The organism is Faecalicatena contorta (assembly GCF_001404335.1).
GTDB lineage: Bacteria > Bacillota > Clostridia > Lachnospirales > Lachnospiraceae > Faecalicatena > Faecalicatena contortus_B.
Map to the genome: position 1 here is coordinate 1 of NZ_CYZU01000050.1, position 14238 is coordinate 14238.

At 46.5% G+C, this 14238-nt stretch carries 14 protein-coding genes; 3 read left to right on the forward strand and 11 right to left on the reverse strand.

What is annotated here, in order from left to right; translation table 11 throughout:
* Positions 1–264: 264 nt before the first annotated feature.
* Complete coding sequence (locus ARB69_RS19730) at positions 265–810, forward strand: chromate transporter (RefSeq protein WP_055154796.1); 546 nt, start codon at positions 265–267, stop codon at positions 808–810.
* Complete coding sequence (locus ARB69_RS19735; protein WP_050639944.1) at positions 807–1361, forward strand: chromate transporter; 555 nt, start codon at positions 807–809, stop codon at positions 1359–1361. The genes ARB69_RS19730 and ARB69_RS19735 overlap by 4 nt, the downstream gene beginning before the upstream one ends.
* A gap of 305 nt (positions 1362–1666) precedes the next feature.
* On the opposite strand, the gene hemW is transcribed toward ARB69_RS19735, so the two are convergent.
* Genes hemW through holA form a run of 3 tightly spaced genes read right to left on the reverse strand, consistent with a single transcriptional unit; the run spans position 1667 to position 5690 of the window.
* Positions 1667–2863 carry a radical SAM family heme chaperone HemW gene (hemW, locus tag ARB69_RS19740; RefSeq protein WP_055154797.1) on the reverse strand — a complete coding sequence of 399 codons (1197 nt, stop codon included), beginning with the start codon at positions 2861–2863 and terminating at the stop codon, positions 1667–1669.
* A 1-nt stretch (position 2864) separates the two neighbouring features.
* Positions 2865–4679 (reverse strand): translation elongation factor 4, encoded by a 1815-nt coding sequence (gene lepA / locus ARB69_RS19745; protein ID WP_025657228.1) that lies wholly within the window; start codon positions 4677–4679, stop codon positions 2865–2867.
* 21 nt (positions 4680–4700) lie between these two features.
* Positions 4701–5690: a DNA polymerase III subunit delta gene (gene holA, locus ARB69_RS19750; RefSeq protein ID WP_055154798.1), complete on the reverse strand. Its 990-nt coding sequence runs from the start codon at positions 5688–5690 to the stop codon at positions 4701–4703.
* Between the two features lie 204 nt (positions 5691–5894).
* Here holA and ARB69_RS19755 point away from each other — a divergent pair, with 204 nt between their 5' ends.
* Positions 5895–6746, forward strand: coding sequence for an arginase family protein (locus tag ARB69_RS19755; protein WP_050639941.1), 852 nt, complete (start codon positions 5895–5897; stop codon positions 6744–6746).
* Between the two features lie 111 nt (positions 6747–6857).
* Here ARB69_RS19755 and ARB69_RS19760 read toward each other — a convergent pair whose 3' ends face one another.
* From ARB69_RS19760 to ARB69_RS19795, 8 genes are all read right to left on the reverse strand, one after another.
* Positions 6858–7205 carry a type II toxin-antitoxin system HicB family antitoxin gene (locus ARB69_RS19760; RefSeq protein WP_050639940.1) on the reverse strand — a complete coding sequence of 116 codons (348 nt, stop codon included), beginning with the start codon at positions 7203–7205 and terminating at the stop codon, positions 6858–6860.
* Positions 7205–7459 carry a type II toxin-antitoxin system HicA family toxin gene (locus tag ARB69_RS19765; protein ID WP_050639939.1) on the reverse strand — a complete coding sequence of 85 codons (255 nt, stop codon included), beginning with the start codon at positions 7457–7459 and terminating at the stop codon, positions 7205–7207. Before ARB69_RS19765 ends, ARB69_RS19760 begins: the two co-directional genes overlap by 1 nt.
* Positions 7460–7589: 130 nt before the next feature.
* Positions 7590–9857 carry a DNA internalization-related competence protein ComEC/Rec2 gene (locus ARB69_RS19770; protein ID WP_055154799.1) on the reverse strand — a complete coding sequence of 756 codons (2268 nt, stop codon included), beginning with the start codon at positions 9855–9857 and terminating at the stop codon, positions 7590–7592.
* A complete protein-coding gene (locus ARB69_RS19775; RefSeq protein WP_050639937.1) occupies positions 9854–10786 on the reverse strand; it encodes a GerMN domain-containing protein in 933 nt (310 codons plus the stop codon). The genes ARB69_RS19770 and ARB69_RS19775 overlap by 4 nt, the downstream gene beginning before the upstream one ends.
* A 16-nt stretch (positions 10787–10802) precedes the next feature.
* The gene (locus ARB69_RS19780; protein WP_167702516.1) at positions 10803–12275 is read right to left on the reverse strand and encodes a sensor histidine kinase; all 1473 of its coding nucleotides are present in this window, start codon (positions 12273–12275) and stop codon (positions 10803–10805) included.
* Positions 12232–12921, reverse strand: a complete 690-nt coding sequence (locus tag ARB69_RS19785) for a response regulator transcription factor (protein WP_025657222.1) — start codon at positions 12919–12921, stop codon at positions 12232–12234. Before ARB69_RS19785 ends, ARB69_RS19780 begins: the two co-directional genes overlap by 44 nt.
* Before the next feature lie 94 nt (positions 12922–13015).
* Positions 13016–13630, reverse strand: a complete 615-nt coding sequence (locus ARB69_RS19790; protein ID WP_050639936.1) for a helix-hairpin-helix domain-containing protein — start codon at positions 13628–13630, stop codon at positions 13016–13018.
* 125 nt (positions 13631–13755) lie between these two features.
* A complete protein-coding gene (locus tag ARB69_RS19795; RefSeq protein WP_050639935.1) occupies positions 13756–14187 on the reverse strand; it encodes a DMT family transporter in 432 nt (143 codons plus the stop codon).
* Between the last annotated feature and the right edge of the window lie 51 nt (positions 14188–14238).

Genomic DNA, 14238 nt, shown 5'->3' on the forward strand with positions numbered 1-14238 from the left:
CCCGCCTAGAATTTCTTAGGTCCGCGGCCGCGTTTTTGAAAGGACATGGATGTTCTCCGGGAGGTTTTCGGCTATCCCTTTATAGAGCGTCCCCATCCGCGCCGAGGCTAAAGCTCGTCGCTAAATCCCGATTTTACATAGGTTTGATTGAATCTTTTTATGAGAAGTCGTAGAATATATAGAATGATATGATTTTACTAATAGGAAGAAATGCACTTTCGGATATAAAGTGCCGGAGGGGTGTTTTGTAATAGGAGGATTCTTATGAAGAAGTTATGGGAATTGTATGCGACTTTTTTTCGTGTGGGTGGGCTTACTTTTGGAGGCGGCATGGCTATGCTGCCTATGTTAAAGCGTGAGGTTGTGCTGAAAAAGAAATGGGCTACAGATGAGGAGATTCTGGATATCTATGCTATCGGACAGTGTACTCCGGGTATTATTGCGGTTAATACCTCTACTTATATCGGATATCAACAGGCTGGTGTTCCGGGAGCTGTTTTTGGTACTTTGGGGATGGTAAGCCCTTCTGTTATTATTATCTGTCTGATAGCCAGTATTTTGAGCCGTTTTATGGACATCCCGGCCGTTTTGCATGCACTGGCCGGCATTCGGATTGCGGTTTGCGCCCTAATGATCAATACCGTTATCTCGCTGGCCAGATCGGGCATCCGTGATAAGCTGGGACTGCTTATCTTCCTCGCCGGTTTTCTACTCGCCACATTCTCTCCGATTCCTACTATTATACTGGTCATCTGTGCCGCTGGAACCGGCATCATTGTAAATATACTGAAGGAGAAAAAAAGAGCATGATCTATCTTACCTTATTTATAGAATTCTTTAAAATCGGGCTTTTTTCTATTGGCGGAGGAATGGCAACCGTACCTTTTTTGATGGAACTGACCCAAAAATATTCATGGTTTACCACAACAGAACTGGCAAATATGATAGCAATTAGTGAAAGTACCCCCGGCCCGATCGGTATTAACATGGCAACCTATGCAGGCTTTCATGCAGGTGGAATCCCCGGAGCGCTTACTGCAACCATCGGCCTGGTCTGTCCTGCCCTCATTATTATAATCATCATAGCCAAATTCATGTCCAACTTCAGCGAAAACAAATACGTCAAATCCGCCTTCTACGGGATCCGTCCCATGATAGCCGCACTGATCGGATACGCCGTATGGCAGATTGTCCGAATAACATTCGCCGACGCCAGCAAAGAAACCCTTTCACTCAACTATCCCGCCATCCTGATCGGAATTGTCATCTTCATACTGCTGCAGGTCAAACCACTCAAAAATATCCATCCCCTCATATGGATAATCGCAGGAGCAGTGGCCGGGGTAATTGTATTGAGATAGCGAGATGCACCAGCGGCGTACGGGAAGGCTTATGCTGATTTTGGAAGCCTTTAGCGTGCCATAGAAGTTCTTGCCGCGAAAAAGCCGCATCTTATGGAGGAAAATTGATTCCGAATCAATTTTCCAGAGCGTCTGAGCTTAGAAAGCATCGGCTTTCTAAGTGAATACGCTCGGTTCCATAAGATGCGGCTTTTTCGCGGCTAGAACTTCTAGGCTAAGCAGCCGGTTTCCAAAATCAGCATAAGCCTTCCCGTACGCCGCTGGTGCATCTCGCTCCTCGATGGCGCCCCTCAGCCACAAAAAAATCACCCCATAAATTCCAAAAACACCAAATTACTGACATCGATCCCTCTTTCTGTCAGCCGGATACGATCTCCCGACATTTCCAGCAGCCCGCCATCCATCAATTTTCTTATTTGTGTCCCATAAACATCGAATATACTCTGTCTATAGAGTTCTTCAAATCCGGAAATTGAAATTCCCTTTGTCTCTCTTAATCCAAGAAACATGAATTCTTCTATCTCGTCTCTAAGTGACAGCTGTTCCACGTCCTCTTTTATGTCCGTTTGGTCCTGTACCTTTTGTATATAGGAGCGAATATCCCCTGTATTGTGATATCTGCTCCTGCCGATAAGAGAGGAGGCGCCCAGACCGATTCCCAGGTATTCTTTTCTCTCCCAGTAGCCCAGATTATGGCGGCAGGCATATCCTTCTTTTGCATAGTTGGAGATTTCGTATCTCTGATAGCCGTACTCTAACAGAATCTCTGCTGTCATTTCGTAGATCGTTCTTTCTGCGTCCTCATCTGGCAGCTGCGGCGCTATGCTATCTGATGTATTATCTGCTGCATGACCTTCCGGCAGACCTTGTCCGGCATTTTCCCCATACCTTTCATAAAAAGGGGTTCCCTCCTCTATAATCAGGCTGTAGGCGGAGATATGCTCCGGATCCAGGCTTGCGGCTTTGGTAAGCGTCTTTTTCCAGCTCGCCTCTGTCTGTCCGGGAATGGCCGAGATCAGGTCGATATTAATGTTATCAAAGCCCTGTTTTCTAGCCAAATCGTAGGTTGCGAGAAACTCTTCCCATGTATGGATTCTTCCAAGCATCTTCAGCTCTTCGTTATCCGCGGACTGAAGTCCGATGCTCAGACGGTTAATACCGGCCGCTTTCCAAGCTTTTAGCTTCTCTTTTGTTACAGTTCCTGGATTGGCCTCTATTGTGACTTCCGCATTCTCTGAGATCCGGAAACTTTGATGCAGGGCGGCAAATATTGCTGTAACCTGATCTCCCGTCAGCATGGAGGGCGTACCGCCTCCAAGAAATATCGTCGTGACCTGGTACGGCTCGTGGTATGCTTCTTCGTATCTCTGTATTTCGCAAAGCAGCGCATCCACATACTCCTGCCTCGCGTCCTCGTCCGCAGGCGCAGAGAGGAAGTCGCAGTATGCACATTTTTTCACGCAGAAAGGGATATGCAGGTACAGCTCCAGTTCTTTCTTCATATTACTTATCATCCAATTTCAGCACGCTCATGAATGCCTTCTGCGGTATCTCGACGCTGCCTACCTGACGCATGCGCTTCTTTCCTTCCTTCTGCTTTTCCAGAAGTTTTTTCTTACGGGAAATATCGCCGCCGTAGCATTTAGCGAGCACATCCTTACGCATTGCCCTGACAGTCTCGCGGGCGATAATCTTGCTGCCAACGGCTGCCTGGATCGGAATCTCAAACAGCTGGCGCGGTATCTCTTCTTTCAGCTTCTCGCACATCTTTCTGCCTCTCTCGTAAGCTGTGCTTCCATGTACGATGAAAGAAAGGGCATCTACCTCTTCTTTATTAATCAGGATATCCAGTTTCACAAGTTCTGACTGCACGTATCCCAGCATCTCGTAATCAAAGGACGCATATCCTCTGGATCGTGACTTTAAGGCATCGAAAAAGTCATAGATGATCTCATTGAGCGGCAGATGATAATGCAGAACCGCACGTTTCTCTTCGATGTATTCCATCCCCTGGTATTCTCCGCGGCGTTCCTGGCATAAATCCATGATTGCGCCGATAAATTCGGAAGTCACCATGATCTCCGCTTTTACGATTGGCTCCTCCATGTATTCGATCTCGGCAGGATCCGGAAGGTTTGTCGGATTCGTCAGGTCAATGATATCTCCGTTGGTCTTATGCACCTTGTAAATAACGCTGGGGGCCGTGGTCACCAGATCCAGGTTGTATTCTCTCTCGAGGCGCTCCTGAATAATCTCCAGATGCAGTAAGCCCAGGAATCCACAGCGGAAACCAAATCCCAGCGCAACAGAGGTCTCCGCCTCGAACTGCAGGGCCGCATCATTGAGTTGAAGCTTTTCCAGCGCATCCCGCAGATCCGGGTACTTCGCTCCGTCCGCCGGATACATACCGCAGTAAACCATAGGATTTACTTTTTTATATCCCGGCAGCGGCTCTTCGCAGGGCCTTTCTGCATTGGTCACCGTATCTCCCACACGGGTATCTTTCACATTTTTCAAGCTGGCCGTAATATAGCCTACCATCCCGGCGCTCAGTTCTTCACAGGGAATAAACTGGCCTGCACCAAAATATCCAACCTCCACAACTTCTGCCGTAGCTCCGGTAGCCATCATACGGATCGGTGTACCTTTTCTTACGCTTCCCTCTTTTACCCGGCAGAATACGATCACTCCCTTATAAGAATCGTAAAGAGAGTCAAATATCAGTGCCTGCAGGGGCGCCGAAGCATCTCCCTCCGGCGCCGGAATCTTTTCCACGATCTGCTCCAGCACCTCTTCCACATTCAACCCGGTCTTTGCCGAAATCAGTGGCGCGTCCTCGGCGTCAATCCCGATTACATCTTCTATTTCTTCTTTTACCCGCTCCGCATCCGCACTTGGAAGGTCGATCTTGTTGATGACCGGCATAACATCCAGGTCATGATCCAGCGCGAGGTATACATTGGCCAGCGTCTGGGCTTCTACGCCCTGTGCGGCATCCACTACCAGAATCGCTCCATCGCACGCTGCAAGGCTTCTGGATACCTCGTAGTTAAAATCCACATGCCCCGGCGTGTCTATCAGGTTGAGGATATACTCCTCCCCATCCTTTGCCTTATAGACAGTACGCACGGTCTGGGCCTTGATGGTAATCCCCCGTTCCCTCTCCAGATCCATATTATCAAGAACCTGGGATTGCATCTCACGGCTTGTCAGCAGTCCTGTCATCTCGATGATCCGGTCTGCCAAAGTAGATTTTCCATGATCGATATGTGCTATGATACAAAAATTACGAATTTTACTCTGATCTATTACTGACACTTTTATTCCTCCAACCTTTCTTTATCTCTTTGACACGGAAGAGTATTTTACAATAAACAGCTCAACCGCCAGTACATCCGTCAGACGCCCTGTTTTCACGCGTTCTTCTATATCCGCACTGTCCTCCATAATTGCGCGGAGTTCGCTGCTTCTGAAGTGCTTTGCCTGATCCATGTATTTGCCCGCAGCAAAAGGATGCAGGCCTGCCTTGGATGCGATTTCTTTTCTGCCATATCCCTTCTTAAGCAGGTCCTTAACCTGGTGCAGAATCCGATACTGCCGGGTCATCAGATACAGAATCCGCATTGGCGGTTCTTTCAGAGCCACCAATTCATAGTAAAGCTCCAGCGCCCGCTCCTGCCTCTTATCCGCCACTGCATTGACCATATCGAAAATATGGTTGGAAATCTGCGTCACACATACCGCGTCCACATCTTCCGGCAGAATGCTGTCTTTATCCAGTGTATAGCAGAATAACTTTTCCAGCTCCTTCTGTATATTCCCCATATCTGTACCGACTTTATTCAACAGATAGGTCACCGTAGACTCGGATATCTGCTTATTCTCCTTGCGCACCATCCCCAGAATCCACTTTTTCAGTGTCGACTCATCCTGGAACGGCAGCTCTGCAATATGCCCTTTCGCCTTCACTGCTTTAAACATCTTGCTGCGCTTGTCCACTTCATTTTCTATGAAAATAAAAAATGTAGTATCCGGCATATCCTTAATATAATCGGCCAGATCCGCCCCCGCGCTCTTAAAGAATCCGGTGTTTTCGAATACCAGCAGTCGGCGCTCGGCAAAGAACGGCAGGGTTTCCGCCAGATCAATGACCTCCCTGACATCTACGCCCTTCCCTTCATAATAAGCGTAGTTCATCGTATCCCCATCCGGGAGCATTGCCTTCGTAAACCGATCCTTATACTGCTTCTTCAGATAATTCTCTTCCCCATAGAGAAGATATATCTGCCTGAATTGTCCTGTTTTTAAATCTTCATTTAAACTCTTCATAACGTATCTATTATATAGGAAAGTTCTCTATTATGCAAAATATTTTCCATCATATCGTAAAATAACTTGTTGCATAACAATATCAGTATCCGTGGCAAAAATATTATAGGGCGGCGGAAAAGAACTGATTTAAAATTGGAGTCATGTTATAATACTGTTGTGTAAAAATAGATAAGTACAAAGAATTTAAAAGGAGCAGACAATATGAAAACGATAAGATTATTATATCCAGATTATATAAGTGGCGGTTTGCCAACATATTATTTAGGAGCAAATCTTTTACAGCACATTCTTCCTGTAAACGATAAACAGAAGCTTGTAAAAGTAGAGATTGCTCCGCCGGATAACAAAGAAAAAACGATCAGAAATGGGCTATTTGCTGAAAGTGAAGTGTTAGAGGGTATCAATAATGCTCAGAATAAAATCGCAGAAGAAAAACCGGACCGAATTATTACTATTGGTGGAAACTGTATCGTGTCCTTAGCACCGTTTGATTATCTTCACGGACTTTATGAAAATATCGGAATTATTTGGATTGATGCCCACCCTGATATATCAACTGTAAATGACGGTTATCCAAATGCCCACGCAATGGTTCTCGGTTCTCTTCTTGGGTATGGAGCGCCGCAGCTTTCAGCGCTAATGCAAAACCAAACGTTCAGGCCAGACGAAATTCTGTATATTGGTTTGCAAGGTCTCCACAGTTATCAGCGAAAGTTTTTAAATGATGTCGGTGTAGAGTATCAGGTGCAAGAGAACGCATTTATTTCTGACAATGAAATTAAAGCGTTTATGAAGCGTTTCGATCAAATATTGATTCATTTTGATATTGATGTATTAGATGAACATTTTTTTCACTCAACCTATTTTGCTAACCCTGAATTATCCGGAGACGGTTCAGGCGGTGGGAAGATGACAATGGAGAAGCTATTTGAGGTACTAAAACTTATTACTGAAAATTCTGATGTAGTCGGTTTTACGGTTGCTGAATATCTTCCATTTGATGAACATAATCTGCAAAAAATGTTTTCCGGAATTCCTCTTTTTACAGAATGACAAATAAAGACTAAAACAGGAAGAGGAAATCTCCGCATCTTTGAAGGCGCACCGGAGTCTTTGTTATGCTGTCCGCAAGTATCCGCAGGAGCAGATAGGGCTGGAAGCACTTCATTTATGAAACGACGTGCTGGCATATAATGAAATTGCCTTCTCTACTAATGCATTCAGGGAAATCCCTTCGTTTGCTGCGCGCAAAGACGCTTCCCTGTGAAGCTCCGGGGCGATCCGTATGTTAAAACTCCCCTTATAGCGCTTATCCGGAGCAATGTGTTTACTTTCACAGTCTTTCAGATATTCATCTACCATTTCCTGAAAAGACGCTCTTAGTTCCTGCACACTCTCGCCCTCAAAGGTAACCAGTCCATTGATGCCAAGCACCTTCCCATGAAAGCATTGATCCTCATCTGAATATTCAATCGTACCATAATAGTCTTTATATTTCATGCAGTTACCCATCACAAATCCTCCTTGCTTAATAAGCGAATTAGCTCTCTTAAAACATATTTTTTAACGATGTTACCCGGATGCGGCCTGTGTATATAGATGGGGATCCCTAACTCCCGGTTATAATACTTTACAGCAGAGCCGCTGGTTTTCCCGGTTTCTACTTCCCGGAACCCAAGATATTTTAGGAGCTGTCTTAGCTCATCGTATGTAAAATCACTGGGAACCGTATATAGCCGCTTTATTAATTTATCTCTCTTACTCATTATTTCCTCCTTTATTATATAATAATACAGCTGTTTTTGCAACTGTTTTTTAGTTGCATTAATTATGAATTAATTATGAAAACCTTATCATTTTTTGATATAGCTTATAGATGTTCTCACGTTTCTATATTCACCGGCGAAACGTTCTCAAATATGCCTCAATCTCTGCGCTTTCTCCATCGGTCACCAGCGTCACCGCACCGCATTCCTGTGTACCGTATATTCTGCTCCCTGTTTCTCCCAGCTTTTCTATCGTCTCTTTGTGGGGATGCCCATACCGGTTATCAACCCCTGATGATATCCAGGCGGTAACGGGCAGTGTCTGCTCAAGAAATTTCCTGGAACTGGAATTTTTAGACCCATGGTGCGCCACTTTCAGCACATCATACCGGCGGAGTCCTCCTTGTTCCAGAAGTTTTTCTCCTTCCCCCTCCACGTCTCCGGTAAACAGCATATTAAACTCCCCGTATTCTGCCTCCAGCACCATGGATGCAGCATTCCCGGCCTCACCCTTGTACGCTGCTGCCGGTGCTTTGCAGGACAACCGGAAATTTCCTTCTGTCATCCTGTCGCCCGCATCCATCACAACGACTCTCGTATTGTTTTCCAATGCTTTTACTGCCAGCTTTTTCAGCGCATCGTCCTGTACTCGATCCGGCGGCAGAACCAGATTTCGGATACGGATTCCCAGACGCTGGTTCTCCAACAGTTCCTCGATTCCGTTCATATGGTCTGCATCTCCATGAGAGATAAAGACATAGTCCAGCGTTTTTGCGCCCTGGGATTTTAAAAAGGGCTCGATCCGATATTTTCCTACAGCGGAAACATCGCTGCTCCCACCATCTATAAAATACCGCATTCCCTGCGGTCCTTTTATGTACAAGCCGTCCCCCTGCCCTACATCAAGCATAGTAATCCGAATGGTTCCTCTGGTATGATAGGGCAGCATACACGTTATAAATAACGTGCCGCAAAGGAATAAGACTGCTGTTCCTCCCAGCAGCTTTTTACGGGCTGATATCACCAAAGATAAAGTCGCGCGGGATGGATTCTTTTCTTTTTCTCTTTTCAGCCGGTATACCGCCAGACAGAACAAAAATAAGAGAATGTAGTAAATAGCCATCCCCCCTTTTTCCGGCTGCCCCGATACAATTCTGCTTACCGGTAATTCCATACTGGCTGAACAGGCCTTTTCGTACAAAAACAAGACTCCCTTACAGACCTGCAGCAGTACTGCGCCTGCCTGTCCGGATACAATGGCCGTCAGGGAGCCGATCACGCCGCTCCCCAGTACCAGGGACATCAGAGGGATTACAAGGAGATTCAGAATAATAGAATACACTGGGAATTCAAAATAGAAATACAACATAACCGGCAGCAATATCAGATTGACAGATAGACTTGCAAGGAAGCTGCTGAAGATTTTCCGGCCTTTCTTTTCCTGCAAAAAACAATATTCAAGACACGGATTGACGGCGGTAATTCCCAACAGCGCGCCGAAGGAAAGCAGAAAACCTGCGTCCAGAAGAAAAAGAGGCTGCCATGCCACGATCACTGCAGCCGCAAGCGCCAGGCTGGTCGGCATATCGTAGTCTCTTCCGGTTATATCTGCACCCATTCTTACAAAATACATGACAAACGCCCGGATACTGGATACCCCGCAGCCAATCATCATAGTATAGGCCAGTAAGAAACAGATTCCAATCCCCCCGGCTATGCAAAAGGGCAGACCGGCCCTGCGCAATAATTTATACAGCCCAATGCCTAAAAAGGACATGTGCAAACCTGAAATTGCGAGCGCGTGGCCAATCCCGCTTTTCTGATATAGTTCTTTCAGCTCACTGTCCAGTCCGCTTTTGTCGCCCAGAAGTATCGCGCTCATAGTGTTCCCGTAGTATTCTCCCATGCATTTTATCAGGAGCGTCTTCCATCGCTCCCTGAGCACCGCCAGATTTTCCCGTATCGGATCTTCTTCTGCATCCAGTATTTTTACGTCATCCGCCCATACGGATACATGGATCCCCTGCTTGCGGTAATAGAATTTCTGATCAAAATTTCCCGGATTTCTGGCTTCCTGGAAGCCCTCCGCCGTCCCTGTGATCTGTATTCGGTTCCCGATTGCTGTGTAATGTTCTGTTTGGATATAAACAAGAATTTTTGATTCCTGAAAGATTTGATTCTTCAGATGGACAAGATTGTCCTTAAGATATAATACTCTGCAGTTTGGTTTCTCTTCCCTGCGATAGATTGTCCCCTCCAGCACGACGTCTTCTTTACCGCCGATTCCGGTCTCCAGCCGGGTGGGTTTCCAGTCAGGTGCTATATGAAACCCGCCCGCCAGGACAGTCTGTATTCCGAGAAAAAGAACTGCCGCTGCACAAAGTGGCCTTTTTATCATTCTTCCTCCGCATTTTCTACCCAGCTCATATCCCGCTGCAGCGGCTGGGTTAAATCGACCGTATCCTTGTAAGAAATGTTCTTCTCTCCGTTTACCGTAATCTGCACTTTACTCGCTGTTGTCCCCTCTACAAGCGAGTTTACAATGGAATAAATCGTGATCTCCGGTTTGACATCCACGCCCCCTGTCAGGAATTCGTCATCCAGATTCACATAGCAGATCCCGTCTTTTATTGTCACCCCGAGAAGGCTGACGGCCGGATTGATTGTGGGATATCCGGCATTCTTTTTCGGTCCCTTCATCAGCTTTTCAACGATCAGCTTCTCTTTCGACATATTGCTGCTGTATTTTACGTCCATATGCTGCTCTGTCAGTTTATCGCCTGTCTCATTTGCAAAATATAACGTCAGCGTGCCCGTCTGATAGGAGTTCAGTGAGGATCCGGTATTCTGTACAAAATCATCTTCATTCTGATATCCCAGAATACGTCCTTCACTGTCCCTAAGATCCTCGCCGTCCACCGAAATCCAGAGTACGCTGATTCCATCAATCCGGATCAGAGACTGGACCACTGCTGCCCTCACCAGCTTTTCCTCAAGCGGCGGAATATCCATATAACGCCCGTTGAAATCGAGATACAGAAGCTCCCCTTCCAGCTTGCAGGTATTCACTTTTACCCCTTTTGGTATCGGCGCGGTATAATCAATATCCTCGGACGGCTTCGCCAGTTCTTTCAGCATTGCTTCTGCCGCCTGAAGCGGGTCATTGTTTTTAACCTCATAATTCACTTTTATCAGGCCTGTCCGCTCCCCATTCAGACAATAGATAAAGGGGCTGTCATCTTTCACTGCCGTCCGCTTTGAACATGCAGACAGAAGGAGAAGCAGACAAAAACAGACAGTTAACAGGCCTGCAATTCTTCTTTTCATATTGTACTGCCTCCTTCTAAGCAACATAGGTCAGCGGGATCCGTACCGTGAATGTGGTCCCCTCACCCTCGCTGCTGTATACTTTGATGGATCCCCGGTGCATAATGATTGCGTTCCTTGTTATAGCAAGTCCCAGGCCGGTACCGCCCATCTCCCTGGAATGGGACTTGTCCACCCGGTAAAAACGTTCGAATATATGCTGCTGATCCTGTTCCGGAATACCGATCCCCGAATCCGCAACTTTTATATAAAAATATTTGTGGTCAGCGTTAATAGAGACATGAACCCATCCCTCTTCATGGTTGTATTTAATTGCATTCTCCACCAGATTGGAGAATGCCAGTGTAAGCTTTACCTCGTCAATCTCTGCCGTAACCGGACGGAAACTTTCCAGAACCACCTCAACATTCTTCTTTTCGGCAATCGGCTTGAGCCTCTTCAGGATCAGTTCCATCAGTTCGTTGATATTAACCGTATTAATATTCAGATTCTTGGCAGTCTTGTCCATCTTTACCAGAGACAAAAGGTCAGCAATAATATCATTCTCTCTGTCAATCTCTTTCGCAATGTCCCCCATGAACTCCTGGTACAGTTCGATTGGAACATCTTCTTGCGCCAGAAGGGAATCTGCCAGTACTTTCATGGATGTCAGCGGCGTACGCAGTTCATGTGATACGTTGGATACAAACTCTTCCCTGGATTCATCCAGCTGCTTCAGCCTCCCCAGCATCTTGTTAAAAGCTTCGGAAAGCTGCTTTGTCTCGGTAAATGTATTCACATGGAGCACTTCATCATCATACCCTTCGGATACATCCGCAATGGATTCTGTGATTCTTCGCAGCGGTTTTACAATCCGGTCCGCAATAAACAGGCTCAGTCCCAGCATCAGTATGAAAACAATTCCCAGAATAGCGCTTCCTTTTGTGCTTAGAATCTTCAGGCTGTCTTCGATCGTATCCGTAGATACGCTGGCCAGCATGACACCCGATATCTCTTCCGTATCCCCCGTCATAATCGGCGAGGTCACTTCTATGTACCGGTTCGCTTTATCATAATAATTCGTACTGCTGCCTTTCATACAGCGGATGACATCTTCGGATACGATTGTTTTCCCTTCATCCAGGCTGTATGTGTCCTTTACGACACGCAGCTCTTTATCTACAATCATAACCCGCCCATTATATATATTCGTTAACTGCGTCAAACTTGCATTGATAACCTCGGATGAAGTATCCGCCAGATAATTATAGCTGTTTAGCTGATTGCTTAGAATTGTACATTGATTTTGTATATCCGCGGTTCTAAGGGATACTGCGCGCGCCTCGTATGCCTTGATGATACCCCTGTATGCCGCAGCACAGGGCACAGTGGACACGACAAGAAGCAGCAGTATAATACAGAACCGCAGGCTTTTTAGAAATTTACTGTTCAGATTAAAATGAAAATCACCCCTGGAAATAATAACCAACTCCCCACTTTGTATGTACATATTTTGGCTCGCTCGGATTCTTCTCGATCTTCTCACGCAGGCGCCTGATATGCACATCCACTGTTCTTGCATCTCCCGGATAATCGTATCCCCATATCAGATTCAGCAGATTCTCCCTGCTGTATACTTTATTCGGATTCATCGCCAGCAGTTCCAGCACATCGAATTCCTTCGCCGTCAGATTGATCTCCCGCTCACCGATGAAAACTCTCCGGCTCTCACAATCAATCCGCATGGCCCCTTTTATAATGACCGTACTGCCTGCAGGCTCTTCCCGCTTCGCTGTTCTTCTCATAATGGCCTTTATGCGCGCCTTCACTTCCAGAATGTTGAAAGGCTTTGTAATATAATCATCCGCCCCGTATTCCAGGCCGAGAATCTTATCCATGTCTTCGCTCTTCGCTGTCAGCATGACAACCGGCATGTCGGAAAACTCCCGGATCTGCTGGCAGACCTGAAACCCGTCCAGCTTCGGAAGCATGACATCCAGGAGAACCAGATCATACTCGCAGTTTCTGGCGTATTCCAGGGCCTCCTCGCCGTCATAGGCACAGTCCACTTCCATGCCGTCCTGTTCCAGGCTGAAACGGATTCCCTTGACTATTAATTTTTCATCATCCACTACTAAGATCTTCTTCTCGCTCATACTCCTCTTTCCCTAACTCCCGCATGCTGAAGATCCGTTCATCCACCACGGCCCGAAGATCATGAAAACCTCACGGACCGAGTGGACAAATACCTCAGCTTACTACTCTGTCTTTTATTTTATTAAATACTCCCTCTTTGATTCCCTCAACCTGCATCAGCTCTTCCACGGTCTGAAATCCGCCGTTTGCTTCCCGGTAGGAAATAATACTGTCAGCTTTGGCATCTCCGATGCCGGGCAGTGTCTTGAGTTCCTCTTTTGCAGCCGTATTAATATTTATCTTTCCCTGATTGTCCGTTCCTGTTACTTCTGCCGTCTGGCCGTCTACAATCCCTTTTTCCAGTTCCTCCGCCGTCGGTATATAAATGCGCTCCCCATCCGTTACTGTACTGGCCTGGTTTAAAGCTTCCCCTGCAGCTGCATCATTCAAGCCGCCTGCCAGTGCAATCGCCTCATATACCCGCGCATCACCGGCTAATTCATATACCCCCGGAGCATTCACAGCACCACAGACATAGACGAATACCGTACCGGGTTCTTCCCGCTGCACGGCCTCTTCTGACGCCTCTTCTGCTTCAATTTTCTCCTGCTCCAGTTCCAACTCCGATAAAGTATCTGTTCTTTCTCTTGTGCATCCTGACGCCAGCACTCCTGCGGTACAGGCCGCTAAGAAGAATACACAGAACTTTTTAACCAATCTGTCCTTCATAATTCCTCACAGTCTTCTTACTGTTTGAGAATCCCCTCGCCAGACATTAATATTGTAACGAATAATAGTTTAAATTACAATACATATTTTTACGTTTTTGTTACATCTTTATTAAGCCGATGCAGTTATTCCCACTGGAAGATCGCAATTCCGATCAGCGCAAGGGCAAGCCCGCCGATTTTTCTCCAGTCCAGCGGCTCCTTATCCACCCCAAACAATCCCATCAGCTCAATCACATATGCAACAATCAGCTGCGCAATGACAATCAAAAGGGCCGCTTTTGCAGGGCCCAGTGCAGACATACTTTTTATAACCGTCCATGTAATACCGGCGCCGATCACGCCGCCCAGCAGCATATATTTAGGCTCTACTTTTGCGATCGCAGTAATGCTGTCGCGGCCTGTGATAAACCATGCAACCGCACATACCAAAAAAGCGGACAGCTGTACCCAGGCATTGCCGACCCACATTCCCGTCGTCTTTGTTACCTGTGTGTTAAAAACCCCCTGAACGCTCATCAATGCACCTGACAGCAGTGCAATAAAAAAACCAATCATATCCTCATACCTCCTGCAGTTTTTCTTCTGCTTTTCTATAGTATGTCCTCA